This window comes from Saccharibacillus deserti, assembly GCF_013618475.1.
Lineage (GTDB): Bacteria > Bacillota > Bacilli > Paenibacillales > Paenibacillaceae > Saccharibacillus > Saccharibacillus deserti.
In genome coordinates, this window is the sequence record NZ_JABJVN010000001.1 from 621,069 (window position 1) to 642,048 (window position 20,980).

The window sequence follows — 20,980 nt, forward strand, 5'->3', positions numbered from 1 at the left end:
TGATATAATGAAAAATGCGAAAAAGGGTACTCTTGAAGCGGTACCGAAAAGGGAGGGGATCGAATGTTTACCGAACGGCTGGAACTCAAGTTTTTTGCAGTGGAAGAAGCGGAAGAGCTTCTGGCGCTTCGATTGGCGAACCGGGAGTTTCTGGAACCGTTGGAACCGATTCGTTCCGACGGTTATTTGACGCTTGCCGGACAGAGAACGGAGATCATGCAGAGCGATCAAGGGCGAATCCGGGACCAAGGCTATATTTACGGTGTGCGGCTGCGGGAAAACGGACATCTGATCGGACGCGCGGCGCTGACAGGCCTTGCACGCGGCCCTTTCCAGAATGCGAACCTGGGTTATTTTCTGGATGAATCGCATAACGGACAAGGGTATATGACGGAAGCGGTAACCGCCGTACTGGAATTGGCTTTTGGCAAACACGGCCTGCACCGCGTTCAGGCGGGAGTCATGCCGCGGAACAGGTCTTCGCAGAGAGTATTGGAAAAAGCCGGTTTCCGGCGAGAAGGGTTGGCGGAACGTTATTTGAAAATCAACGGCGTATGGGAAGACCACGTGCTGTTTGGCATCACAGTCGAGGATCGGGAACAGCTCCAGGGCCGCTCGCAGGGCGCCGCGGCAGAAATTTTGGACGAACAGGCGCAAAAGCTGTCAGCGGCTGAAAAGGTGCGAACGTTTTAAACGGAGCGTGGGGCGCGGGCAGGCGTATCGGCCGAACCGGAAGGTAGACGAAAAAGGCGGACCGCCGGATGCGGACCGCCTTTTTTTGCGACTTCATGCCAGAATCGGTGCGGAGAGCGGCTTACAGCGCCCCGAGGACTTTGCCTTTCAAGAAAGCGACGCCCTGCCAGGTAAGCCCGCCTCTCATGTAGACCCAGACTTCGGCCGGTTCGCCCCATGACAGCAGCACATGTTCCCTATTCATGCAGCTGGAGACGATATGGCCGCGGATGTTGTTCCAAACTTTGCTGCTTCCGGCGGCGTTTTTGAACACGGTCGTGTACAAAACGGCCGGAAGGACTCTCTGTCGCTTTGATACCGGCGACGGTCAGTTTGCTGAAGCGGACGCCGGCTCCGCTGCAGCCGTTGATCCAGTACGATTTGCCGAGCTGCCGGGCAAGACTGCCGAGCTGCTGCTTTTTCTTAAGCCGAGCGGTTTCTTTGGATTCGATCTGCAGCGTAGCAGGACCGAACGCGATGACGGCCTGCCGGAGCTTGGCATCCCAGTTGACGACAGCGCCCGGAACGACCGTCGGCGGGAAAGACCGCCTGGCCGTCGAGCGTCTGGACTTTGCCTTTCAGCGCCACGTCGAGGCCGTTGACGGAAGCAGTGGCACTGCCTTTTTGCAGTTGAATCTTCGTATCCCCGTACTGGATGTTCCAACTGCTGCCGGCGTTCGTTACGGTTGCGCCGAGCGCGGCGAAAACGGAGCGAATCGGCAGATAGGAGCCGCCTCCAATCCGGCCGGCCCCGGTCAAGGGCGTTTTCGATTGGATCATCAACGTCGCTTGGGCAGAGATGCCGTCCGAGGTGAACGTGACGGCCGCGGCGCCGAGTCCGTTGGCCTTGAGACTGCCGTCCTTTTGCACGGAGTAACGCTTCGTCACAACCCTGCTCCCGGCGTTCCGCTCTAAGCATTCGACCCGGCATTCCCGAAATTCTTTTTTACCCTCAAAAAGGATGTAGACATCCTTTATGGAAAAAGCCGGATGAGTTGAAACGCCGACGTCAAAACCGTTACAATGAAAAGAATGCGACGGGAGTCCAAGAAGACAAAATCGGGCCGTAACCACGGCAGATTCGGACGGCGATTATCGCGTTCCAGGTCAAACGGTATCTCCGCGAACGCGGTCAGGACGGTGCGGCTTACGTTTTGGTAAGGAAGGAGGAATCTCGATGATGCATAAGGATGAACGCTCCAAGCCCGATACGGCGGCGGCGGGGATCGAAGAAACCGTTAATTCCGATTGGCGGCCTTCGTCGCTCACGGAAGCGCCCGAACATGCCGGTTCCGTCCGCGACGAGACTCTTGGCTATATGCACGAATTGATCGAAATCGCACGCGACTACGCGGAAACGGAAGAAGATTTCTATGAGGGTGCGCTGCTTCAGCGAATCGCAAATTCTTTGTCGGCCGCCGTTCTGCTGCGCGAAGGGGGATTGGTCGTCGAAGCGCCGGTACAAATCCGGGTCGCTTTCGAACATTCGGCGCGCCTGTTTCAGTACCGGACGGCTCCCGAAACGATCGATCCCGACGCGGCACAAGAAGTGATGGGCAGCAACTTGGGCGTCATGAAATACGCTTATGAACAAATTTCGTTCGAGCTGACGGATGTGTACGGATTTCTGAATATCTTTACCCATCCGGACCGGGCTTCGCTGGAATGGACAAGTCGCGTCAGCGCGGACTCGGTCGATCTGGCGGATATGCTGGCCCTTTACGGAGTCGGCGGTATTTTTCTTATTTTTTCCCATACGTATCCCCGAGACGAGCGGCTGGACGAAGATCGGATGCAGCAGCAGGCGGAGCGGATCGCTTCACGGATTCTCCGGGTCCTGTCGGATTTTGATACGTTAAAAAAGACCGGGGATCCGCATCGGCTGCTTGAAACCTTCCTGCGCGAGAACGGCCGTGTGTTCGGCAAAGACAAATATAATGAACATTTGAAGAAATTTATGCGCTTTGCGTCGGAACATCCGGAAAATACGATGGAACTGTACTTGAAAAGGGAAATGGAATTGGAACAAAGACGCCAGCTTCGGGCCGCGGCCAAGCAAAAAGAGAAAAAAAACCGCCCAAAAAGAAAAAAGAAATAAAAGGATATTATGGAACGCCTACTCAAAACCGATACTTATCAAGGCGGCTCTTCCAAACTTCAGAAATGTATCCGGAACCGCTTCTCCGAAAGCTTAAAAACGGTTTCAGCTTTTGGTTAAAGGTTTAATAATAAAATGGATACGTTATATTAGACTGAAGTAAGGTGAGGAAGAATCATGCAAAATAATCAAAGGCTTCCGCAATTTTCCGATGTGCTGGAAGAAGTCAATTTCATCCTGTACGGTTCGAAGTCCGGCAAGCCCGAAGAAGAAAACGGGGCCGAACGCGAAGAACAAGCGGAAATCTCCATGACGTAACGATAATTGTCCTTGATCCGAATTCCATAGATTTCCGTTTGAACACAAAGCCGCCTCCGATTTTCGGGGCGGCTTTGTCCGTTAGTCTAACCTTTTGTTTATCCTTTTGCGTATGAATCGGAAACCGGAGACGGGGCATGCAGAGTCAGCGAAGTCTGTGCATATTCGGCTCCGTTCACGGTCAGCGAGATCCGGTGCACACCGGGATAATGGCGGCGGGTTGTAAGATCGGCGAAACGGTGTCTGCGAACGATAGAGAACCGTTCTCCTCCGGCGATCGTTTTGTCGCTCAGCCGGAATAGTTTGCGCGAAGTCCGTCCCGAAGCTTTGACGAAGTCGATCGCATATTCAAGCCGGATCCGGTATGGTCCTCCGAGGCGCATCTGCCCTTCGATACGGAGTTCGACGCTGCCGCCTATCGCGATCGAATCCGGTGAGACGGAGATCGAGGCAGCTTCGATCAGCGGGACCGCTTCTTCGCTGCCTGCGGCGGTATAACCGAACAGCGAGAGAACAGCCGGATCGGCTGCACGCAGCAGACCCCGACAGCCATGCCGGACGATCCAGTCGGTCCGCGGATCGCTGCCGTACCAGCGCAGAGCCGTTTCTTTGATCCGATCCGGATGATCTTTGGCTATATCGTTAAGGTTGTTGGCCACGCTCTTGCGGACGTAGAGCGCCGGATCGGCTTTGAGCGTCTCCAGCAGTTCAAGGACCGGCGCCGGATTGCGTTTGAATACCGGAAGGGCCTGTCCCCAGGGCAGACGCGGCCGGCAGCCTTCGCTGGCCAGACGGCGGACATGTTCGCTGCTGCTGCCCGCCCACAAACGCATGCGCCGAAGCGTCCGCTCCGGTTCCCGCAGCAGGAAGAACCGGATAGCAAATTCGGACGACGATTTGGAAGTGAACCGCTCCAGGGCATCCAATGCAAGTTCGAAGTCGGCCTCCGAAGTGCCATGTACTTCGACGAAGTCGGGGAAAAAGAGATAGGGGAAGCCTGTGCACGCCTCGTCGATCCGATAAAGAATACCTAGGGCTTCCGCAAAAGGCAGCGGCAGAAAGCGCCCGAGTACAGACGAGATCCGCCGGATACGCGCTTTCAGTTCAAGAGTCTCCCAGCCTTCGCCCAGAACCTCGTCGACAAATTGCCGGCTCTCAAAAGGCGGATAGACGGATTGAAGCCTGGCTGCGAAAGTCTGCAGAAAAGTTTCGGTGTACATCAATTTCAAAGGTTCAGCCATCGGATTTCCTCCTTGAGCCGCTTAAGCGCTGCAGCTCCTGATACGAATGATTGCTTTTCCAGCCTAACACGCCCAACCGGACAGCTGAATGTCCGGTTGGGCGTGTTTGTTGCGGAGATATTCGTTTTCAAATCGGGCACCGCAGACCTCTTTTATTGGGCGGACGGGGCGAATACATGGATCAGCCGGTTCACGTTTGCCTCGAGCGAAGCCGTATCGGTACGAATCGTGAGCCGGGGAGAGAGCGGAGGTTCATAAAGGTCGGACACGCCTGTAAAAGCGGCGATTTCGCCCCGCCTTGCCCTTGCGTACAACCCTTTGACATCGCGCCGTTCGCATTCTTCGAGAGGACACTCCACATAAATCTCGGCAAATCCCGGAAGCATGCTGCGCGCATAATCGCGCATCCGTGCATAAGGACTGATCATGGAGACCAACGCCGTTACGCCGTGCTTGTTCAGCAGTCCCGCCACATAAACGGCCCGGCGTACATTTTCCATCCGTTCTTCGCGGCTGAAGCCCAGGCCTCCGCCGATCTGTCTGCGCAGCTCGTCGCCGTCCAGCACTTCGACAGGCATTCGCCGCTCCATCATAGCTTCCGCGAGCGCGAGCGCTGTAGTCGTTTTGCCGGAACAGGGAAGGCCTGTCAGCCAAAGCGTACGTGCCGGTGGCTGCGGATTCGAAGAAAACTGCGATTCCGGAAAAAGCTGCGGCTTCAAGAATGCGGGTTGAACCGGATCGGGATGGTTCATCGGACACCTCCTGCATGGGCGGAAGGACGCTGATCCGGCAGTCTCCGCCGTTCCAGCAGACCTTCGCCGTAATAACGGCCGAGATCGAGCTCCGGCATATGCGCATACCCGATATAACAGCCGCAGGTCTTCATGCCGCAGGGGCGCACTTGGGCCAGTTCTTCGAGCTCGCTGCGGTACAAATGCCCGATCACGCGCCGGTCGCTGTAACAGCGTTTGATGATCCCGGGTCCCTGTACGAAAAATACCGATTCCCCGGTCCGACAAGCGCTGCCGAGGCTGGCATAATCCGGAAGGTTAAGCTCGAACAAAGGGTCTACAGCGCGCATACGCTCTATTTCGCCGTCGGTATAATAATTTTTGCGGTCTTTGAAAGCATTGATCCACAGATACACTTCTTCGGGGAGTCCGCGCCGCAGCGATTCGATCGATTCGAAAGCGCTGCGTACCCCGACGCTTCCGACGCTGAACGGAATTCCGCGTCGATAGAGATCCAGGCAGCGCCCAAGAAACCGTTCTTCGCTCGTTTCTCCGGGATGGTAAGTCGCCCAGAAAGCGGACGTGTCGGGATTCAGCCGTTCCGTCCAATCCAGCTTCGCCGACAAATTCGTTTGAATCGCGACTTTGTCCACATGAGCCATATGCGACAATTCGATCATCGCTTCCCGATACCAGCGGTGAACGAGTCCTTCGCCGTACGGATTGAAAAATATGGACAGACGGTGTCCGAGGGCTTCCTGGTCGGCGGCCCATTCGACAAAACGCCGAACCTGAATCCGGTCTTTCGCGAGTGTCTCCGAACTGTCGACCGTCTTGCTGAAGGGGCAGTAAGGGCACGAATAATTGCAGGACGACAAAGAACCGCGGAAATACAAGGTCGCTCTCATGGCAGCACGAATTCTTGCATCCGCCCGCGTACCGGTTCCGAAATCAACCAGTCGCCGATCGAATCGGAGTAACCGAGTCCTTCCCGTCCCATGCGCAGTACCCCGTCTTCGACTGCGGCCAGACCCGACTGGGTCAGCAGGTTCAACTGCGGGAGTTCTTCGAAAGCTCCGGCTCCAAAACGCTCGGCATATTCGTCAAGGTGGAGTCCTTCGCTGTGCAGAATACCTTTGAGCACAAAGCGCAGACGCTGCTCGGCCCGGTCCAGCTCGAAACCGTAGTCGGCATGGTCGTACCGTTCCGCGGCCACATAATCGGCGATAATGCTTTCCGTTGCCCGGCGGCTGACGCCATAACGCGAGGCATAATGCACGTTTCGGGTATAGGAACGGGCTCCGCAGCCGAGACCCATCATGCCTTCTTCCTGACAGCCGTAAGCGATCGGACTTTTGGACGGCGAATGCCCGACCGTACCTTTGCGGGCAAACCGGCGCATGGAGAACTGCTGATAGCCGCATTCTTCCAAACGTTCGCAGGCCGTAAGATAGAGATCCATACGGGGATCGTCCGCGCCGGCAGCCGGCATGTCGCCCGGTTTGAGAATCGTATGCTCCCGTGTATAAAGCGGATAGATGAAGATTTCGCCCGGCTCGTAATGAAGGGCTTCGTTAAGCGAATACAGCCAGGATTCCCGCGTTTGTCCCGGCAGGCCGTAGATAAGATCCAGATTGAGCAGGGGGAAATCGAACTTCTGCAGCAGATTCAGCGCCCGCCGTACTTCGTCTGGATTCTGCGGGCGATAGATCGCCGCCGCCTCCGCTTCGATAAAGCTCTGGATGCCCATGCTCACCCGGTCGACGCGGTGTGCCTGAAGTACGCCAAGCCGCTCGGAATCGATCGTTTCGGGCGATGTTTCTACGGAAATCGAAGCTTGGGCCGGATCCAGTCCCATTATATTTTCGGCGATACCGAACAAACGCTCCAGCTGATCCGGACGCAGCAGGGTCGGTGTTCCGCCGCCGATCGCAAATCGGGCAAAAGGGCGGTTTGCCAGCTCGGCCCACTGCCTTGCCTGACGCTCCAGAGCGTCGACATAACGTTTGTGCACATCTTCCCGTTTGTCCGGCAGCGTGAACAGATTGCAGAATCCGCAGCGCGCTCCGCAGAACGGGATATGCATATACAGGAAGTAACTTTCCGCAGGCTCGTTCTTCCAGAGTTCGGACAGTCGTTTCGGCTGCTCGAACGTACGGTAAGCGGTCTTATGCGGATACGAATATAAATAGGAACGATAAGGAGCGGCGGCCAATTCCTTTTTCCAGGTCTGGACGCGCTCTTTGGGATAGAGGGCCGTTTCGGTCATGGACAATACACTCCTTTCGGGAGGGATTTGGAGAACTGCGTCAAAGCATGAATTCCCGGTACGGGACGGTCCAGACCGTCTCGTGCGCCAAGCGGTGTCCTTCGTAGCCGTCTTCGCCGTAGGCGGTTCCGTGATCCGAGAAAGCCATGCAGAATGCCGGATTGCTGCGGCGCCGCACCGCATCGAACAGGCGGCCCAGTTCCGCATCGGCATAACGCAGCGCGGCGCGCTGGCTGTCGACGGAATCGCGTTTGGCACCGGGCAGGAAAATATGGTTCGGACCGTGCATCGCGGAGACGTTGACAAACAGGAAGAACCGTTCATCCGTCGGAATTCCGTCGAGAATTTTCAGTGCATGATCCACTTGGTGCTTCGTGGACTGCGGATTGGTCACGCCGAAATTCATCCGCCAGAAGCTTCGCTGGAAGTAGCCGGGCAGCACGCGGGCGAGCGGTACTTTTTTGGTGAAAAAGATAACCCCGCCGATACACAGCGTGCGGTATCCTTCGGTGGCCAGCCCGGATACGAGATCCGGTGTATCGAACAGCCACGTATGCGGATGCGTCTTCATGCCGGTATTGCGGGAATGGAACAAGCGGACATGGGAAGATTTGTCCGTATCGGCCGGCGTCGGCAGAAATCCGCCAAAGAACGCATGATGCGCCGCATAAGTGAAGCTGCCGGGCGAATGCCGTTTCTCCCACGGGCCGCTGCCGCACAGATTCGGACAGTTTTCCTGCTCGAGCACGGCGGTATCGTAGCGCAGCGTATCGAGCGTAATCATCAGAATATCGTGCGTACCGACGACTTGGTTCATATCGACGGAGTGTTTGACCGGTATTTTGTTACTTGCGGGGCTGAAGTTCATGGTTCCTATCCTCCTTGAATCATTCCGGCGCCGCGCTTCGAGATGCCGAGCCAGCGGCGCATCTGCCAGGCGTACGGATCGTCTCCGTTTACCTGTACGCGGCGCAGCAGATCGCCGAACGGATTGACGTCGACGACATAGGGACTGCCGGTATTGCGGTCGGTCAGCACATCGATGCCCGCCGAAACCGAGCCGGGAAAGGTCCGCATGGCTGCCAGCGCTTCGCGGGTCGCCGCGGTCAGCGAGCTTTGCGGCAGTCCCGATTGTGCAAGGGAGAGGCGCCGACTGCGCAGATGCAGATTCGTGATCGGCGTCTCTCCCGCCCGAATCACCGAGTGTCCGGCTTCGCCGAACGCGACAAGCTGCCTCAAGTCGAGAGGGCTTCCGTCCAGCGAAACTTTGGGGATCCAGCGCTCCGCGTGGACGCCGTGTCCGCACAGATAGCCGATCAGCGTCCGGATTTTCACGGGATCGTCGAGGGTACGGACCTGCTTCGAATTGTAGAAAATTCCCGGACGCTGAATATAGACTTCGGCATCCAGCGTGGTGGTCGCCCGCTCGGCGCCGGTGCGGGGATTGATCTGATACGCGATCACGCCGGAAGCCGCCGAGCCGAAAGCCAGCTTCAGAAAGACCCGGTGCATCCGCCGATTCAGCATGGCTTCCCGCACGGCTTCGTAGCTGCTTAAGGTTTCCGGTTCGGCCAGCAGATCAGGAACGCGTACTCCCGCTTCGGTCAGCCGGCGATGACAAGCCCGTTTGTCGAACATGACGGCGACCTCCGCCGGGTCGTTCCAGAACGACGCCGTCGGCCAAGATTCGGCCGCTTCCGAACGTATTCGCGCCAGCAGTCGGCAGAAGCCGCGGAACCACTGCGACGGATGCATCAGCCGTATCGGCCGCTCTTCGAGCGCCAGTGCCTGCCGCTCCGGCATCCGGTACGGATCGCGGCGTTCGCGCAGCGGCAGCAGCTCGTCGCCGTCGTCCTGTTCGGGAGAGCCAAGCGCGATCAGCGCGCGTTCCGCGCCGAAATGTTCGCCGGGAGCATCAAGCCGGATTACCGGCACGGTTCCCGCCGGAAGTCCGGCTTCCCGTGCCGCTTCGCCGAGCGGCACGCCCGAGAGAAGCCGCATATACGGAACGACGACCGGCTCGGACAGCCCCGCTGCACGCCGGGCCAGCCGCATGCCTTCGGTGCGTTCGTTTCCGGGGTGGCCGATCAGAATAAGCGGAGCGGTCGAAGGATCGGGAAGAGGGGAATTCCCGCTCATTCGGTCAAAGCTGGCTTCGGCCGGCTTCGTATTGGACTCGCTCATTCGGTCAAAGCTGGCTCTGACCGAGTTCGCGTTAATTCCGCTCATTCGGTCAGAGCGGGATAGCGGTATTCCTCGCCGTTGTACTTATCCGTCTCCTCGCGATCGCTCACGTCGGCCTGCGGCAGCAGCTCGGCGACTTTGCGCGTCATCGCTTCGGACATGAAATGATGATGCAGATCAAGCGCCTGGAGTCGGCGGATTTTCTCGCTTGCCAGCAGGGCTTCCGCGCCCGTGTCGGTGAGCGTGCCTTCGGACAGGTCCAGCGTTTCGAGCTGGTCCAGAATATCGGACTGGGCCAGCGCGGCCGCAATCTCGTCCTGGAGTTCGCTGTTCTTGAGTCCGAGATAGACCAGCTTCGGGAACAGACCCGGCTTAGCGACCGCGAGGATGTATTCAAGGTTCCCATTGAAGCCGTAATTTTCCACGCCTATGTAGAGTTCGAGTTTGCGAAGGGCGGGCAGTTTGGCCTGTGCGACCGAAGCCAATACTTCCGAGGGAAGGCCTCCGCAGATGATAATCAGCTCTTCCAGTTTGGCATGTTCGACTTGGCCGAGCGCAAGGTCGGTACTGCCTTTGATCGTCAGCGACTGCAGATCCGGAAAAGCCGCAAACAGCGGATTCAGGTCGGACTGCATGATCCAGGACACTTCGCATTCTTCGGAGTCCATATCGCCGATAAACAGACTTCTCAGCGCAGGAAAACGGTCTTTCAAGCGAACGAGCGTTTCGACGATGTGCTCCGACGAGTTCTCGTACGTGCCGCCCCAATCGCCGATCACCAGCTTCGAGAGCTGCGCCGCTTCAGGCGTATTCGCCAATTCCTCCAACTTTTGATCCATTTGCTGCCCCGCTTCATACTCGTCGTACCCGATGCTCAATTTGATTTCCGTCATGCCGATCCCTCCCGCAAATAAGTAATCGAATCTAAAAACAACCTAACATCAGCGGCAGCAGCGAGTCAAGTTAAAAACGGGAACGCAGGTTCCCTTTTTCCGTTTTCCAAAAAGGTTGAGGAACGCGAAAAAAGCTGTCCATCCCGCAAAGGGACGGACAGCGCAGGGAACTTGTCAGCTTCCTGCCGTAAAAGCGATCGCGATCGCAGCCGCAGGCAGAAGCAGGACACCCGCCAGGATCAGCCAGCTTGCCGGCCGCGCAAAGTTGAAAGTCCAACCGAGGCCGATTCTTTTTTCCACCATAACGGCGGGATCCTGCGGGTTGCAGTAAAAAGCTCCGCCGCGCCAATACCGGTCTTCGCCGTGATATCGATTGGTTCCCACGTCGTCGAGGCCCCGCTTTTTCAGATAGATGAAGAATGCGGCGAGCATCACCGTGAGCAGCAGCAGAAAAGCGAGTGCGTATCCGATCGGCAGCGTGCCGCGGAAATCGTAGGTGCTGCGAGCCTGAATCCAGCCAAACATCAAGACGACGACCAGGGACAGCGTGTACAGAATGTAAGCGTTGGCCCCGCGAAAAAGTTTTTGCTTGCGCAGAGATCCCTGGGGATCGGCCGGATCGAGATTCTGGCGCGTACGCCCCATAGAGAAATGAATACCGGCAAACAGCCCCGTGAGCAAGATCTGGAACAGATTCAAGGTGAAGACACTCCCCAGCGACTTGGCCGCGTAACGGTCCGGCAGGCCCGAGGCGTCGAAATGCATCGGGACAAGATCGGGAATACGGTCCCAGCTGAGCACGGTCAGCAGGGCGCAAAGAGCGATAATCGCCACATGCAGCAGATAAGCCCAAGCGCGGATACCGGAAGTCTTCCGCATTGGGTCCGTTCCGATATAAGCGGTCCGTTTGGAAGACTCGGGAGCTTTCCAGCCGCGCTGCGCTTTGAGAGCCAGCGCTTGGCGGCGGGAGAAAGCCCAGGCGGCGAGCACGGCGGCGGCTTGGAGAAGAAGCAGGGAAGACAGCGTCCAGCCTTCCGAGCCGTCCGACAAGCGGTAAGCGGCGAATGACAGCAGGCCGCCAAGCAAAGCGCCGGACAAGCTGATCATCAGAAAGCGCAGGCGGATAGTCCGGAGCTGCGGCAGACTGCGCTCCCGCGGCGGAACGTACACGCCCATGAGCATGGCAGTCATCAAGAAAGGCAGGCCAATCAGCGACAGCAGCCAGATCAGGTCGATCACGACCGTAATCCATACGAAAGCGGTTGTGGAATTCATAGGGAAGTGCCTCCTTCGGACGGGGGATTTTGAATACTTCGGTACAAGGTTTGCATCAGTTCGGTCAATTCCTGCTCGTTCATGCCGCGAACCAAAGCTTCGGCCGCCAGCGGACGCAGATCCCGGCGCAGACGGGCCTTGAAAGTCTCATCTGCGGTCGGGAGCGGTCCGGGCTGGACGATTACGCCTTTTTTGCGATGGATTTCGAGAAACCCTTCCTGCTTCAGCGCCTGGTAAGCTTTGTTGACCGTATGGAGATTGATGCCGAGATCGGCTGCCAGCGTGCGGACGGACGGAAGCGCCTGACCCGGAGCGAGCATGCCCGAAGCGATACCTTCCACCAATTGGTCGGCCAACTGCTCGTAGATCGGAACCTCGGACTGCAAATCGAGCTCGACGAACATGCGATCCCTCCCTTATCTATATGTTATATTCATAGTATAACAGATAGAACGATTGGTCAACAGTTTGGAGAAAGAATAAGCGAAACGTGCCCAAGGGCTGCGGAAGAAAAATGCGCGAACTCGTGGTATGCTAGAAAAGACGAGTCGGAAGCCGGGGAGTGAAACCTGCCCGCAGGCGGCTTGAAGCGGGAAACGGAAGGATGAACGTTAATGAAAGAACATATGGGGGACGATTCGGAATATTTGAAACGTCTGCGCGAACGCGGTGTGCTGGAAGCCGGTGAAACCGAGTGGATCGAAAGTCTGCTGCGAAGGTTGGAAGAATCGGAAGCGCGAAACAAGCGTCTGCGCGAAGCTTTGTTAAAAGTGAGCGGGAACAAGCCGAACATGTCGACCAAGCTTCGGGACGCTCTGTACGAATAAGCAGGAATCGGGCAGCAAGAACGGCGGCCGGACGGCCAATACGAATATAAATGGAGGGGAAACAGCGGATGACCATTACATGCGATGTCGCCGTACTCGGCGGAGGAACAGGCGGATACGTGGCCGCAATCAGGGCGGCGCAGCTCGGCAAGGACGTCGTTATCATCGAACGAGGGAAACTGGGAGGCACCTGCCTGCACCGGGGCTGTATCCCGACCAAAGCGCTGCTGCGCAGTGCGGAAGTCTATGCGCTGCTCAATCAGGCGGAAGCCTACGGCATCGAGACGGACGGAGGACGGCTTGTATTTCCGAAAGTCCAGGCTCGCAAGCGCGAGATCGTCGACAAGCTTCACCAGGGCGTTCAGTATCTGATGCGCAAAAACAAAATCCGCGTGATCGAGGGCAGCGGCCGGATCATCGGTCCTTCGATCTTCTCGCCGCGCAGCGGAGCGGTGGCGGTCGAATTTCCGGACGGCGAGATGGAGACGGTCGTCTCGGACAATCTGGTTATCGCGACCGGTTCCCGTCCGCGCGTCATTCCGGGCCTGGAACCTGACGGCAAACTCATTCTCAGCAGCGACGAAGCGGTGGACCTGGACAAACTGCCGGAATCGATTCTGATCGTCGGAGGCGGCGTGATCGGCGTGGAATGGGCATCGATGCTGTGCGACTTCGGCGTCAAGGTCACACTGGTCGAAATGGCCAAGCAGATTCTGCCGGGCGAAGACGAAGAAGCGGCACGGGAACTTGCGCAGCTGCTCAAAAAACGCGGAGTAACGATTTTGACGGAAATCGAACTGAAGCCCGATACGTATGTGCCGGGAGACGGCGGGATTTCGATCTCGGCTGCGCACCGTGGAGAAGAAGTCACATTGGAAGCTTCGCAGATGTTCGTATCGATCGGACGCGCAGCGAATGTCGAAGGCATCGGTCTGGAAAATACGGATATACGCGTCGCGAACGGCGCGATCGCGGTCAATCCGCATTTCCAAACCGGAGAATCGCATATTTATGCGGTAGGCGACTGTATCGGCGGGCTGCAGTTGGCCCACGCGGCGAGTCATGAAGGACTGGCCGCGGTCAATCACCTGGCCGGTCAGGAGAGCCATATTTACGATCCGACTTTCGTTCCCCGCTGCGTGTATACGCATCCGCAGATCGGCAGTATCGGCTTGACCGAGGCTCGTGCCCGCGAAATGGGCCGAAGCGTAAAATCGGCGAAAGTGCCGTTCTCCGCGATCGCCAAAGCGCTTGTCGAAGGTCATTCCGACGGATTCGCGAAAGTGGTTGTCGATACGGAAACGAACGACCTGGTCGGCGTGCAAATTATCGGTCCGCAGGCAACCGAACTGATTGCCGAAGCCTCGCTTGCAGCCGTGCTGGACGCGACGCCCTGGGAAGTGGGCAGCGCCGTCCATGCGCATCCGACGCTGGCCGAAGCGCTTGGCGAAGCCATGCTCGCGATCGACGGAAACGCGATCAACGTCTGAGTCCAACCGAATAGGGCGGCGGGCCGTGCAGGTGTGCGCCGGCTGCCGAATGTTCCGCCGTTTACACTCGCTTCGCTCCGGGCTTCCTGCCGGCGTCGAAGCGGGTTTTCGGCGTATCCGGCCGGCTTTTTGCGTGGATGCGGTAAAGCGGCGCTTTTCTTTTTTGCGGGAAAAGGATTATAATAGGTTCGGGTTCGGAATTAGTACCTGGTTTTAAGACGTTGTGTTAGACAGCGAACGGACAGCCTTTCGACCGAAGAGAAATACGGCCGGACGGGGTAAGTATAGACCGGGGAAAATCCCGAAGAAGGCCGAACAGGCCGAGTACCGTTTAAGACTTTTAAGGAGGTTCACACCATGAACCAGAAAGCAACAGCCGCACCGAACAAGCTGCACCGCGAGGTGGGTCTGGACGACAGCCGCGCAGTCGATCTGTATAAATGTATGCTGCTCGCCCGGAAATTCGACGAACGCTGCCATCTGCTGCAGCGGGCGGGCAAGATCAACTTCCACGTCTCGGGGATCGGACAGGAAACGGCGCAGGTCGCCGCGGCATTCGCCCTCGATACGGGTAAGGATTACTTCCTGCCGTATTACCGCGATTACGGTTTTATGCTCGGGGTAGGCATGACGACGCGCGAATTGATGCTTTCGGCTTTTGCCAAAGCGGAAGATCCGAACAGCGGCGGACGCCAAATGCCCGGACATTTCGGCAGCAAACGGCTGCGCGTTCTGACCGGATCGAGTCCGGTTACGACCCAGGTTCCCCACGCGGTGGGCGCGGCGCTGGCTTCCAAAATGCGCGGCGAAGGCGCGGTATCGTTCGTAACGTTCGGCGAAGGCTCGAGCAACCAGGGCGATTTCCACGAAGGCGCGAACTTTGCCGGGGTACAGAAGCTTCCGGTGATTATGATGTGCGAAAACAACCAGTATGCGATCTCGGTGCCGATTGCCAAGCAGCTGGCCGGCAAAGTGAGCGACCGTGCGCTCGGCTACGGTTTCCCGGGACTGCGCGTGGACGGCAACGATGCGCTGGAAATGTTCCGTGCGGTCAGCGAAGCGCGGCAGCGCGGCGTAGACGGCGAAGGGCCGACCTTGATCGAAGCGATGATGTACCGTCTGTCGCCGCATTCGACTTCGGATAACGACCTGGCTTACCGTACCCAGGAAGAAGTCGATGCCAACTGGAAAAAGGATGGACTTCCGCGCTACAAACAGTACCTGATCGAAGCGGAACTGTGGAGCGAAGAACAGGAAGCGGAATATGTAAAAGAAATCGCCCAGGAACTGAAAGAAGCGACGGAATATGCGGACAAAGCGCCGTATCCGCGTGCGGAAGACACGCTGCTGCACGTCTATGCGGGCGATGGAGACGGACAGGGAGGACTGAACTGATATGCCGATGATGGAATATATCGACGCGATTCGCCTGGCCATGAAAGAAGAGATGGAGAACGATCCGTCCGTCTTCATTCTTGGCGAGGACGTAGGCGTCAAAGGCGGCGTCTTCACGACGACCAAAGGACTCCAGCAACAGTTCGGCGAAGACCGGGTGATCGATACGCCGCTGGCGGAATCCGCGATTGCCGGCGTTGCGATCGGCGCGGCCATGGTCGGCATGAAGCCGATTGCGGAGATGCAGTATTCGGACTTTATGCTGCCCGCGACCAACCAGATTATCAGCGAAGCGGCCAAAATCCGCTACCGTTCGAATAACGACTGGGACTGCCCGATTGTCGTGCGCGCGCCGATCGGCGGCGGCATCTTCGGCGGTCTGTATCATTCCCAGTGTCCCGAATCGATCTTTTTCGGAACGCCGGGCCTCAAGATTATCGCGCCTTACTCGGCATACGATGCCAAAGGGCTGCTCAAAGCGGCGATCCGCGATCCCGATCCGGTCCTCTTTTTCGAGAACAAAAAGTGCTACAAACTGATCAAGGAAGATGTGCCGGATGACGATTATATCGTTCCGATCGGCAAAGCGAACCTGCTGCGCGAAGGCGACGACATTACCGTAATCAGCTACAGTCTGCCGCTGCATTTCGCCATGCAGGCAGCCGAAGAGTTGGAGCAGGAAGGCATCACCAGCCATATCCTTGACCTGCGTACGATCCAGCCGCTCGACCGCGAAGCGATCATCGAAGCGGTTCGCCGAACGGGCAAAGTGCTGATCGTGCACGAAGACAACAAGACCGGAGGCGTAGGCGCCGAAGTGGCCGCCATCATCGCCGAGGAATGTCTATATGACCTGGACGCGCCGATCCGCCGCCTGTGCGGTCCGGACGCCCCGGCCATGCCGATCAATCCGCCGCAGGAGAAGTTTTTCATGCTCAGCAAAGACAAATTGCTGGACGCCATGCGGGAACTGGCTCTTTACTAGTCCCGGACGAATAGAGGAGTGAACGCAATGAGCACAACGAATTCCGCGCAAAAAAATATCACGATGCCCCAGCTCGCCGAATCGCTGGTGTCCGCGACAATCGCCAAATGGCTGAAGCGTCCGGGCGATACCGTCGACCTGTACGAGCCGATCTGCGAAGTGATTACCGATAAAGTCAACGCCGAGATCCCTTCGACGGAAGAAGGGGTAATGGGCGAGCTGCTGGCCGCCGAAGGCCAGGAGATCGCCGTAGGCGAGATCATCTGCCGCATCGTGACCGAAGGCGAAGCTTCCGCGCCGGCCGCGCAGAGCCCGGCCGTGCGCCCGGCTTCGCCGGCAGGCGGTTCCGCCGCGCCGCAGGCCGCGTCCGGCGTCGAAGCGGGCGGCATGCGCGCCCGCTACTCGCCGGCCGTACAGGCGCTGGCCGCGCAGCACGGTCTCGATCCGGCCGTGATTCCCGGCAGCGGCATGGGCGGCCGGGTCACGCGCAAAGACGTGCTTCGGCATCTGGAGCACGGAGGCGCGTCCCAGGCGGCCGCGTCGGCCGCTTCCGCCGCGCCTTCCGCGCCGCAGCCCGCCGCGGCCTCGTTCGCCGCACCGCAACCGCCGATGTTCGCGTCTTCGTCGCTGTCTTCGCAAAACGAAGTGCGGCATTCGGGTCTTCACCTCAGCGAAAATCCGAAGCTGCCGAAGATCGAGATCGAAGAAGGCGGCCGCGGAGCCAACGAGACGTATATCGATATCACGCCGATCCGCAATACGATTGCGACCCGGATGCGCCAGAGCGTATCGGAGATTCCGCACGGCTGGATGATGATCGAAGTCGATATGACCAATCTGGTCAAACTGCGCAATAAACACAAAGACGAGTTCAAACGAAACGAAGGCGTCAACCTGACGTATCCGGCATTCGTGATCAAAGCGGTCGTCAATGCCATCAAAGATTATCCGATCATGAACTCCGTTTGGGCGGTCGACAAGATTATCGTCAAACGGGATATCAATATCTCGCTGGCCGTTGGAACGGAAGATTCGGTTCTGACACCGGTCATCAAAAAAGCCGACCAAAAAAATATCGCGGGTCTCGCGATGGAAATCGACGATCTGGCTCGCCGTACGCGCGAACGCACCTTGAAGATCGACGATATGCAGGGCGGTACGTTTACCGTGAACAACACGGGATCGTTCGGTTCCATCTTGTCCCAGCCGATCATCAATTATCCGCAGGCCGCGCAGCTGACGTTCGAATCGATCGTCAAGCGTCCGGTCGTGATCAACGATATGGTCGGCGTCCGGTCGATGGCGAATTTCTGTCTGTCGCTGGATCACCGGATTCTGGACGGACTGATCTGCGGCCGTTTCCTTCAACGGGTCAAAGAAAATCTGGAAAGTTACTCTCCGGATACGAAGCTGTATTAAGACGGGCCGGCCGGCATCGCAGATTCCGGTTCGGGCCGCCTATTCGCAGAAAGCTTTTCGGTTCAAATCGACAAAAAAGAGCTTCGGCCTGCCCGGTTTCCCGGGTAAGGTCAAAGCTCTTTTTTGTCGGTTCCGGAAGCGGTGGTGTCCGCTTTTATACAAATACCTGCAGCAGACCCAGGAATACCGAACCGACCATTGCGATAATCATCAGCCAGATAAAAATTTTGAACCATCTTTTGTTCTGCATGAAGCCGTCAAACCTCTTTTCGTAAATTGATGAGATGAAGATGCCGGAAAAAGCGTTTGGGGAAACGGCCTGGAGAGTGGACTGTCCCTGCCTGGTCCGCTTCGCTTCGGAGCACTCGGTTGAATCCGCCCGAACGCACCCGGTGCTGCCGCTTTCTCGGCGTCCTTTTTGGATTTTCGCGCAATTCCTTGTAAGATAGAAAAGGGAAAACGGAATAATCCGTTATCAAGTCTATTTTAGCTTATCGGGAAAGCGGAGGGAAGTTTTATGATCGATACACAACGTTTGGTGCATGAATTTCTGGAATTGGTACAGATCGACAGCGAGACCCGAAACGAGCGGCTGATCGCCGATGTGCTTGCGAACAAGTTCAAGCTGCACGGCCTGGAAGTCGTGGAAGACGATTCGGCATCCCGCTCGGGTCACGGGGCGGGCAACCTGATCGCGCTGCTGCCGGCAACCGAAGGAGTAAACGCGCCGAAGCTGTTCTTTACCTGCCATATGGATACGGTCGTTCCGGGACGAGGCATCAAGCCGGTGATCGGCGAAGACGGCTGGATCCGCAGCTCGGGCGACACGATCCTCGGCGCCGACGACAAAGCCGGCGTAGCCGCGCTGCTGGAACTGATCCGCGTGCTGCGCGAGCAGGAGATTCCGCATGGACAGATCCAGTTCGTCATTACGGCAGGAGAGGAATCCGGACTGATGGGCGCGCGGGCGATGGAAGCTTCGCTGCTCGATGCGGATCTCGGGTTTGCGGTCGATTCGAACGGGGAAGTGGGAGCTATCGCTGTATCGGCACCGACCCAGGCCAAGATTACGATGGAAGTCCATGGGAAAGCGGCGCATGCGGGCGTCAATCCGGAAGACGGAATCAGTGCGATTCAGGTGGCGGGCAAAGCGATTTCGCGGATGAAGCTCGGTCGGATCGACAAAGATACAACAGCGAATATCGGCAGCTTCTCGGGCAGCGGCGCAACCAATGTCGTGATCGATTATGCCAAGCTCGAAGCCGAAGCGCGCAGCGTCGTACAGGAAAAAGTAGACGCGCAGATCGCTTCGATGAAAGAAGCGCTTGAATCTGCCTGCGCGGAATTCGGCGCCCGGCCGGTATTCGAGAGCCGGGTCGTGTATCCCGCGTTCAGCCATACCGACGACTCCGAAGTGGTACAGCTTGCGAAAAAAGCGGCTGCGCAGTTGGGTCTCAGCGGCCGGACCTTCCAATCCGGCGGCGGCAGCGATGCCAACGTGTTCAACGGTTTCGGCGTGCCTACGGTCAATCTGTCGGTCGGCTACGAAGATATTCATACGACTTCGGAAAAGATCAAAGTCGAAGATCTGGGCAAACTGGCCGGATTTATCGTCGAAATCGTGCGTCAATCGGTACGCTCTTAACATTCAAAGTACGGGAGGCGGAAACGAACATGGAACCGGGCAAAGAAAAACTATGGGAAACGACGGTCGGCAGCGAGCCGATTTTTGACGGTAAAATTATCAAGGTGCAGATCGATACGGTGGAGCTGTCCGACGGTACCCAGGCCAAGCGCGAGATCGTCAAGCATCCGGGCGCCGTGGCGGTACTTGCGATCAAAGACGGCAAACTGCTTGTCGTCGAGCAGTTCCGCCAGCCGCTCGGCCGTACGGAAATCGAGATCCCGGCAGGGAAGCTTGAGCCGGGCGAAGACCCGCGGGAAGCGGCCGCACGGGAGCTTGAAGAAGAAACGGGTTATCGCGCGCCCGAGCTGCTGCATCTGTCTTCCTTTTACACGTCGCCGGGATTTGCGGATGAGATCATCCATTTCTATGCCGCAGAGAACCTGACCGAAGGCACGCTGCATCCCGATGAAGACGAATTTCTGGAACTGACGGAAATTACGCTGGACGAGGCTTTCGAGCATATCCGCGCCGGCCGGATCAGCGACGCCAAAACGCTCATGGCCGTATACGCGTGGCAGATCCGTACGCTGACGGGAAACTGGCCGATTTGAGCGCCTGAAATGTTTGACTTTAAACCCTGGTAACTTCTATAATAGGGAACGTGAGTTTGACTGGAGAACGGCCGGCAAGAACGGGCATGCTCCGAGGGGGAGGAGAAGCATGGAAGCGCGGATCGACAATATCAAACAGCAGCTGCAGTCCAAGGGTTACAAATTGACGCCCCAGCGGGAAGCCACCGTTCGCGTTTTGCTGGAAAATGAAGAAGACCATCTGAGCGCGGAAGATGTGTTCATGCTGGTCAAGGAAAAGGCTCCGGAGATCGGTCTTGCGACCGTATACCGTACGCTGGAACTGCTCAGCGAAATGCATGTGGTGGAAAAGCTCAATTTCGGCGACGGGGTATCCCGTTACGACCTTCGGGGCGAGTCGAACAAGCATCACCATCACCATTTGATCTGCGTGCAGTGCGGCAGTATGGACGAGATTCGCGAAGACTGGCTGCTGCCGCTTGAGGAGCGTCTGGAGAAGGAATACCATTTTACCGTATTGGATCACAGACTCGACTTTCAGGGAATCTGCCACCGCTGCAGAGCAAAAGAAGACGACAACGCGTAAGCGGCGAAGCAGGACGGAATTCTTTCTTTTTCTATGGCGTACAGGCAGCAGAAGTGTCCGGTCCTTCCGACCGCATACTTGGCCTGTGCGCATAGCCCGGCTCCGGCGGATCGAAAGCGATCCTTCCGGAGCCTTTTTGATGGGCGGGAATAACCTTCTTGTACCGGCAAGTTTCCCGATTCTTGCCTAAGGCTTCGAATACGGAAATTTGCCTATTTGCCCGGCAAGTTTCCCGATTCTTGCCTATGGCTTCGAATACGGAAATTTGCCTTTTTGCCCGGCAAGTTTCCCGATTCTCGCCTATGGCTTCGAATACGGCT

Annotated in this window: 23 protein-coding genes; 11 read left to right on the plus strand and 12 right to left on the minus strand. The window is 57.4% G+C overall.

What is annotated here, in order from left to right:
* Window positions 1-63 precede the first annotated feature (63 nt).
* Window positions 64-693: a GNAT family N-acetyltransferase gene (locus HOP44_RS02750; protein ID WP_172250332.1), complete on the plus strand. Its 630-nt coding sequence runs from the start codon at window positions 64-66 to the stop codon at window positions 691-693.
* A 121-nt stretch (window positions 694-814) separates the two neighbouring features.
* On the opposite strand, the gene HOP44_RS02755 is transcribed toward HOP44_RS02750, so the two are convergent.
* Both HOP44_RS02755 and HOP44_RS02760 read right to left on the minus strand, forming a co-directional pair.
* On the minus strand, window positions 815-1,018 hold the full coding sequence (locus HOP44_RS02755; RefSeq protein ID WP_172250334.1) for a hypothetical protein: 204 nt from the start codon (window positions 1,016-1,018) through the stop codon (window positions 815-817).
* Window positions 1,019-1,155: 137 nt separating this feature from the next.
* Window positions 1,156-1,620 carry a stalk domain-containing protein gene (locus HOP44_RS02760; RefSeq protein ID WP_172250336.1) on the minus strand — a complete coding sequence of 155 codons (465 nt, stop codon included), beginning with the start codon at window positions 1,618-1,620 and terminating at the stop codon, window positions 1,156-1,158.
* Between the two features lie 289 nt (window positions 1,621-1,909).
* Here HOP44_RS02760 and HOP44_RS02765 point away from each other — a divergent pair, with 289 nt between their 5' ends.
* On the plus strand, window positions 1,910-2,830 hold the full coding sequence (locus tag HOP44_RS02765; protein ID WP_172250338.1) for a hypothetical protein: 921 nt from the start codon (window positions 1,910-1,912) through the stop codon (window positions 2,828-2,830).
* Between the two features lie 177 nt (window positions 2,831-3,007).
* Window positions 3,008-3,148 carry a hypothetical protein gene (locus HOP44_RS02770; RefSeq protein WP_172250340.1) on the plus strand — a complete coding sequence of 47 codons (141 nt, stop codon included), beginning with the start codon at window positions 3,008-3,010 and terminating at the stop codon, window positions 3,146-3,148.
* 98 nt (window positions 3,149-3,246) lie between these two features.
* Here HOP44_RS02770 and HOP44_RS02775 read toward each other — a convergent pair whose 3' ends face one another.
* The 9 genes from HOP44_RS02775 to HOP44_RS02815 form a co-directional block, all read right to left on the minus strand.
* Window positions 3,247-4,389 (minus strand): DNA alkylation repair protein, encoded by a 1,143-nt coding sequence (locus HOP44_RS02775; protein ID WP_172250342.1) that lies wholly within the window; start codon window positions 4,387-4,389, stop codon window positions 3,247-3,249.
* 152 nt (window positions 4,390-4,541) lie between these two features.
* On the minus strand, window positions 4,542-5,141 hold the full coding sequence (gene cysC / locus HOP44_RS02780) for an adenylyl-sulfate kinase (protein WP_172250344.1): 600 nt from the start codon (window positions 5,139-5,141) through the stop codon (window positions 4,542-4,544).
* Entirely contained in the window at window positions 5,138-6,028 is an 891-nt protein-coding gene (locus HOP44_RS02785; protein ID WP_172250346.1) for an STM4011 family radical SAM protein, read from the minus strand. Before HOP44_RS02785 ends, cysC begins: the two co-directional genes overlap by 4 nt.
* Window positions 6,025-7,389 carry an STM4012 family radical SAM protein gene (locus tag HOP44_RS02790; protein WP_172250348.1) on the minus strand — a complete coding sequence of 455 codons (1,365 nt, stop codon included), beginning with the start codon at window positions 7,387-7,389 and terminating at the stop codon, window positions 6,025-6,027. The genes HOP44_RS02785 and HOP44_RS02790 overlap by 4 nt, the downstream gene beginning before the upstream one ends.
* A 40-nt stretch (window positions 7,390-7,429) precedes the next feature.
* Window positions 7,430-8,257: an STM4013/SEN3800 family hydrolase gene (locus HOP44_RS02795; protein ID WP_172250350.1), complete on the minus strand. Its 828-nt coding sequence runs from the start codon at window positions 8,255-8,257 to the stop codon at window positions 7,430-7,432.
* A gap of 5 nt (window positions 8,258-8,262) precedes the next feature.
* Window positions 8,263-9,573 carry an STM4014 family protein gene (locus tag HOP44_RS02800; protein WP_246369548.1) on the minus strand — a complete coding sequence of 437 codons (1,311 nt, stop codon included), beginning with the start codon at window positions 9,571-9,573 and terminating at the stop codon, window positions 8,263-8,265.
* 41 nt (window positions 9,574-9,614) lie between these two features.
* Window positions 9,615-10,466, minus strand: a complete 852-nt coding sequence (locus tag HOP44_RS02805) for an STM4015 family protein (RefSeq protein WP_172250352.1) — start codon at window positions 10,464-10,466, stop codon at window positions 9,615-9,617.
* A 174-nt stretch (window positions 10,467-10,640) separates the two neighbouring features.
* Window positions 10,641-11,741, minus strand: coding sequence for a DUF1648 domain-containing protein (locus tag HOP44_RS02810; protein ID WP_172250354.1), 1,101 nt, complete (start codon window positions 11,739-11,741; stop codon window positions 10,641-10,643).
* Window positions 11,738-12,145, minus strand: a complete 408-nt coding sequence (locus tag HOP44_RS02815) for a GntR family transcriptional regulator (protein WP_172250356.1) — start codon at window positions 12,143-12,145, stop codon at window positions 11,738-11,740. Before HOP44_RS02815 ends, HOP44_RS02810 begins: the two co-directional genes overlap by 4 nt.
* Window positions 12,146-12,355: 210 nt before the next feature.
* Between HOP44_RS02815 and HOP44_RS02820 the strand changes: the two genes are divergently transcribed.
* The 5 genes from HOP44_RS02820 to HOP44_RS02840 all read left to right on the plus strand — a co-directional run bounded on the left by HOP44_RS02820 (window position 12,356) and on the right by HOP44_RS02840 (window position 17,857).
* Window positions 12,356-12,568, plus strand: a complete 213-nt coding sequence (locus tag HOP44_RS02820) for a hypothetical protein (RefSeq protein WP_172250358.1) — start codon at window positions 12,356-12,358, stop codon at window positions 12,566-12,568.
* 68 nt (window positions 12,569-12,636) lie between these two features.
* The gene (gene lpdA / locus HOP44_RS02825) at window positions 12,637-14,058 is read left to right on the plus strand and encodes a dihydrolipoyl dehydrogenase (protein ID WP_172250360.1); all 1,422 of its coding nucleotides are present in this window, start codon (window positions 12,637-12,639) and stop codon (window positions 14,056-14,058) included.
* 357 nt (window positions 14,059-14,415) lie between these two features.
* Window positions 14,416-15,453 (plus strand): thiamine pyrophosphate-dependent dehydrogenase E1 component subunit alpha, encoded by a 1,038-nt coding sequence (locus tag HOP44_RS02830; RefSeq protein ID WP_172250362.1) that lies wholly within the window; start codon window positions 14,416-14,418, stop codon window positions 15,451-15,453.
* A gap of 1 nt (window position 15,454) precedes the next feature.
* Window positions 15,455-16,438: an alpha-ketoacid dehydrogenase subunit beta gene (locus tag HOP44_RS02835; protein WP_172250364.1), complete on the plus strand. Its 984-nt coding sequence runs from the start codon at window positions 15,455-15,457 to the stop codon at window positions 16,436-16,438.
* 27 nt (window positions 16,439-16,465) lie between these two features.
* Window positions 16,466-17,857, plus strand: a complete 1,392-nt coding sequence (locus HOP44_RS02840) for a dihydrolipoamide acetyltransferase family protein (RefSeq protein WP_172250366.1) — start codon at window positions 16,466-16,468, stop codon at window positions 17,855-17,857.
* A gap of 154 nt (window positions 17,858-18,011) precedes the next feature.
* On the opposite strand, the gene prli42 is transcribed toward HOP44_RS02840, so the two are convergent.
* Window positions 18,012-18,107, minus strand: coding sequence for a stressosome-associated protein Prli42 (gene prli42 / locus HOP44_RS02845; protein ID WP_172250368.1), 96 nt, complete (start codon window positions 18,105-18,107; stop codon window positions 18,012-18,014).
* Between the two features lie 267 nt (window positions 18,108-18,374).
* Between prli42 and HOP44_RS02850 the strand changes: the two genes are divergently transcribed.
* From HOP44_RS02850 to fur, 3 genes are all read left to right on the plus strand, one after another.
* Window positions 18,375-19,502: a M20/M25/M40 family metallo-hydrolase gene (locus HOP44_RS02850; RefSeq protein ID WP_172250370.1), complete on the plus strand. Its 1,128-nt coding sequence runs from the start codon at window positions 18,375-18,377 to the stop codon at window positions 19,500-19,502.
* Between the two features lie 29 nt (window positions 19,503-19,531).
* Complete coding sequence (locus HOP44_RS02855) at window positions 19,532-20,095, plus strand: NUDIX domain-containing protein (protein ID WP_172250372.1); 564 nt, start codon at window positions 19,532-19,534, stop codon at window positions 20,093-20,095.
* Between the two features lie 109 nt (window positions 20,096-20,204).
* Entirely contained in the window at window positions 20,205-20,660 is a 456-nt protein-coding gene (gene fur / locus HOP44_RS02860; protein ID WP_172196199.1) for a ferric iron uptake transcriptional regulator, read from the plus strand.
* The last annotated feature ends 320 nt before the right edge of the window (window positions 20,661-20,980 follow it).

Coding starts and splice junctions, on each gene's coding strand:
- HOP44_RS02750 (WP_172250332.1), top strand. CDS start 64: ATGTTTACCGAACGGCTGGAACTCAAGTTTTTTGCAGTGGAAGAAGCG.
- HOP44_RS02765 (WP_172250338.1), top strand. CDS start 1,910: ATGATGCATAAGGATGAACGCTCCAAGCCCGATACGGCGGCGGCGGGG.
- HOP44_RS02770 (WP_172250340.1), top strand. CDS start 3,008: ATGCAAAATAATCAAAGGCTTCCGCAATTTTCCGATGTGCTGGAAGAA.
- HOP44_RS02775 (WP_172250342.1), bottom strand. CDS start 4,389: ATGGCTGAACCTTTGAAATTGATGTACACCGAAACTTTTCTGCAGACT.
- cysC (WP_172250344.1), bottom strand. CDS start 5,141: ATGAACCATCCCGATCCGGTTCAACCCGCATTCTTGAAGCCGCAGCTT.
- HOP44_RS02785 (WP_172250346.1), bottom strand. CDS start 6,028: ATGAGAGCGACCTTGTATTTCCGCGGTTCTTTGTCGTCCTGCAATTAT.
- HOP44_RS02790 (WP_172250348.1), bottom strand. CDS start 7,389: ATGACCGAAACGGCCCTCTATCCCAAAGAGCGCGTCCAGACCTGGAAA.
- HOP44_RS02795 (WP_172250350.1), bottom strand. CDS start 8,257: ATGAACTTCAGCCCCGCAAGTAACAAAATACCGGTCAAACACTCCGTC.
- HOP44_RS02800 (WP_246369548.1), bottom strand. CDS start 9,573: ATGAGCGAGTCCAATACGAAGCCGGCCGAAGCCAGCTTTGACCGAATG.
- HOP44_RS02805 (WP_172250352.1), bottom strand. CDS start 10,466: ATGACGGAAATCAAATTGAGCATCGGGTACGACGAGTATGAAGCGGGG.
- HOP44_RS02810 (WP_172250354.1), bottom strand. CDS start 11,741: ATGAATTCCACAACCGCTTTCGTATGGATTACGGTCGTGATCGACCTG.
- HOP44_RS02815 (WP_172250356.1), bottom strand. CDS start 12,145: ATGTTCGTCGAGCTCGATTTGCAGTCCGAGGTTCCGATCTACGAGCAG.
- HOP44_RS02820 (WP_172250358.1), top strand. CDS start 12,356: ATGAAAGAACATATGGGGGACGATTCGGAATATTTGAAACGTCTGCGC.
- lpdA (WP_172250360.1), top strand. CDS start 12,637: ATGACCATTACATGCGATGTCGCCGTACTCGGCGGAGGAACAGGCGGA.
- HOP44_RS02830 (WP_172250362.1), top strand. CDS start 14,416: ATGAACCAGAAAGCAACAGCCGCACCGAACAAGCTGCACCGCGAGGTG.
- HOP44_RS02835 (WP_172250364.1), top strand. CDS start 15,455: ATGCCGATGATGGAATATATCGACGCGATTCGCCTGGCCATGAAAGAA.
- HOP44_RS02840 (WP_172250366.1), top strand. CDS start 16,466: ATGAGCACAACGAATTCCGCGCAAAAAAATATCACGATGCCCCAGCTC.
- prli42 (WP_172250368.1), bottom strand. CDS start 18,107: ATGCAGAACAAAAGATGGTTCAAAATTTTTATCTGGCTGATGATTATC.
- HOP44_RS02850 (WP_172250370.1), top strand. CDS start 18,375: ATGATCGATACACAACGTTTGGTGCATGAATTTCTGGAATTGGTACAG.
- HOP44_RS02855 (WP_172250372.1), top strand. CDS start 19,532: ATGGAACCGGGCAAAGAAAAACTATGGGAAACGACGGTCGGCAGCGAG.
- fur (WP_172196199.1), top strand. CDS start 20,205: ATGGAAGCGCGGATCGACAATATCAAACAGCAGCTGCAGTCCAAGGGT.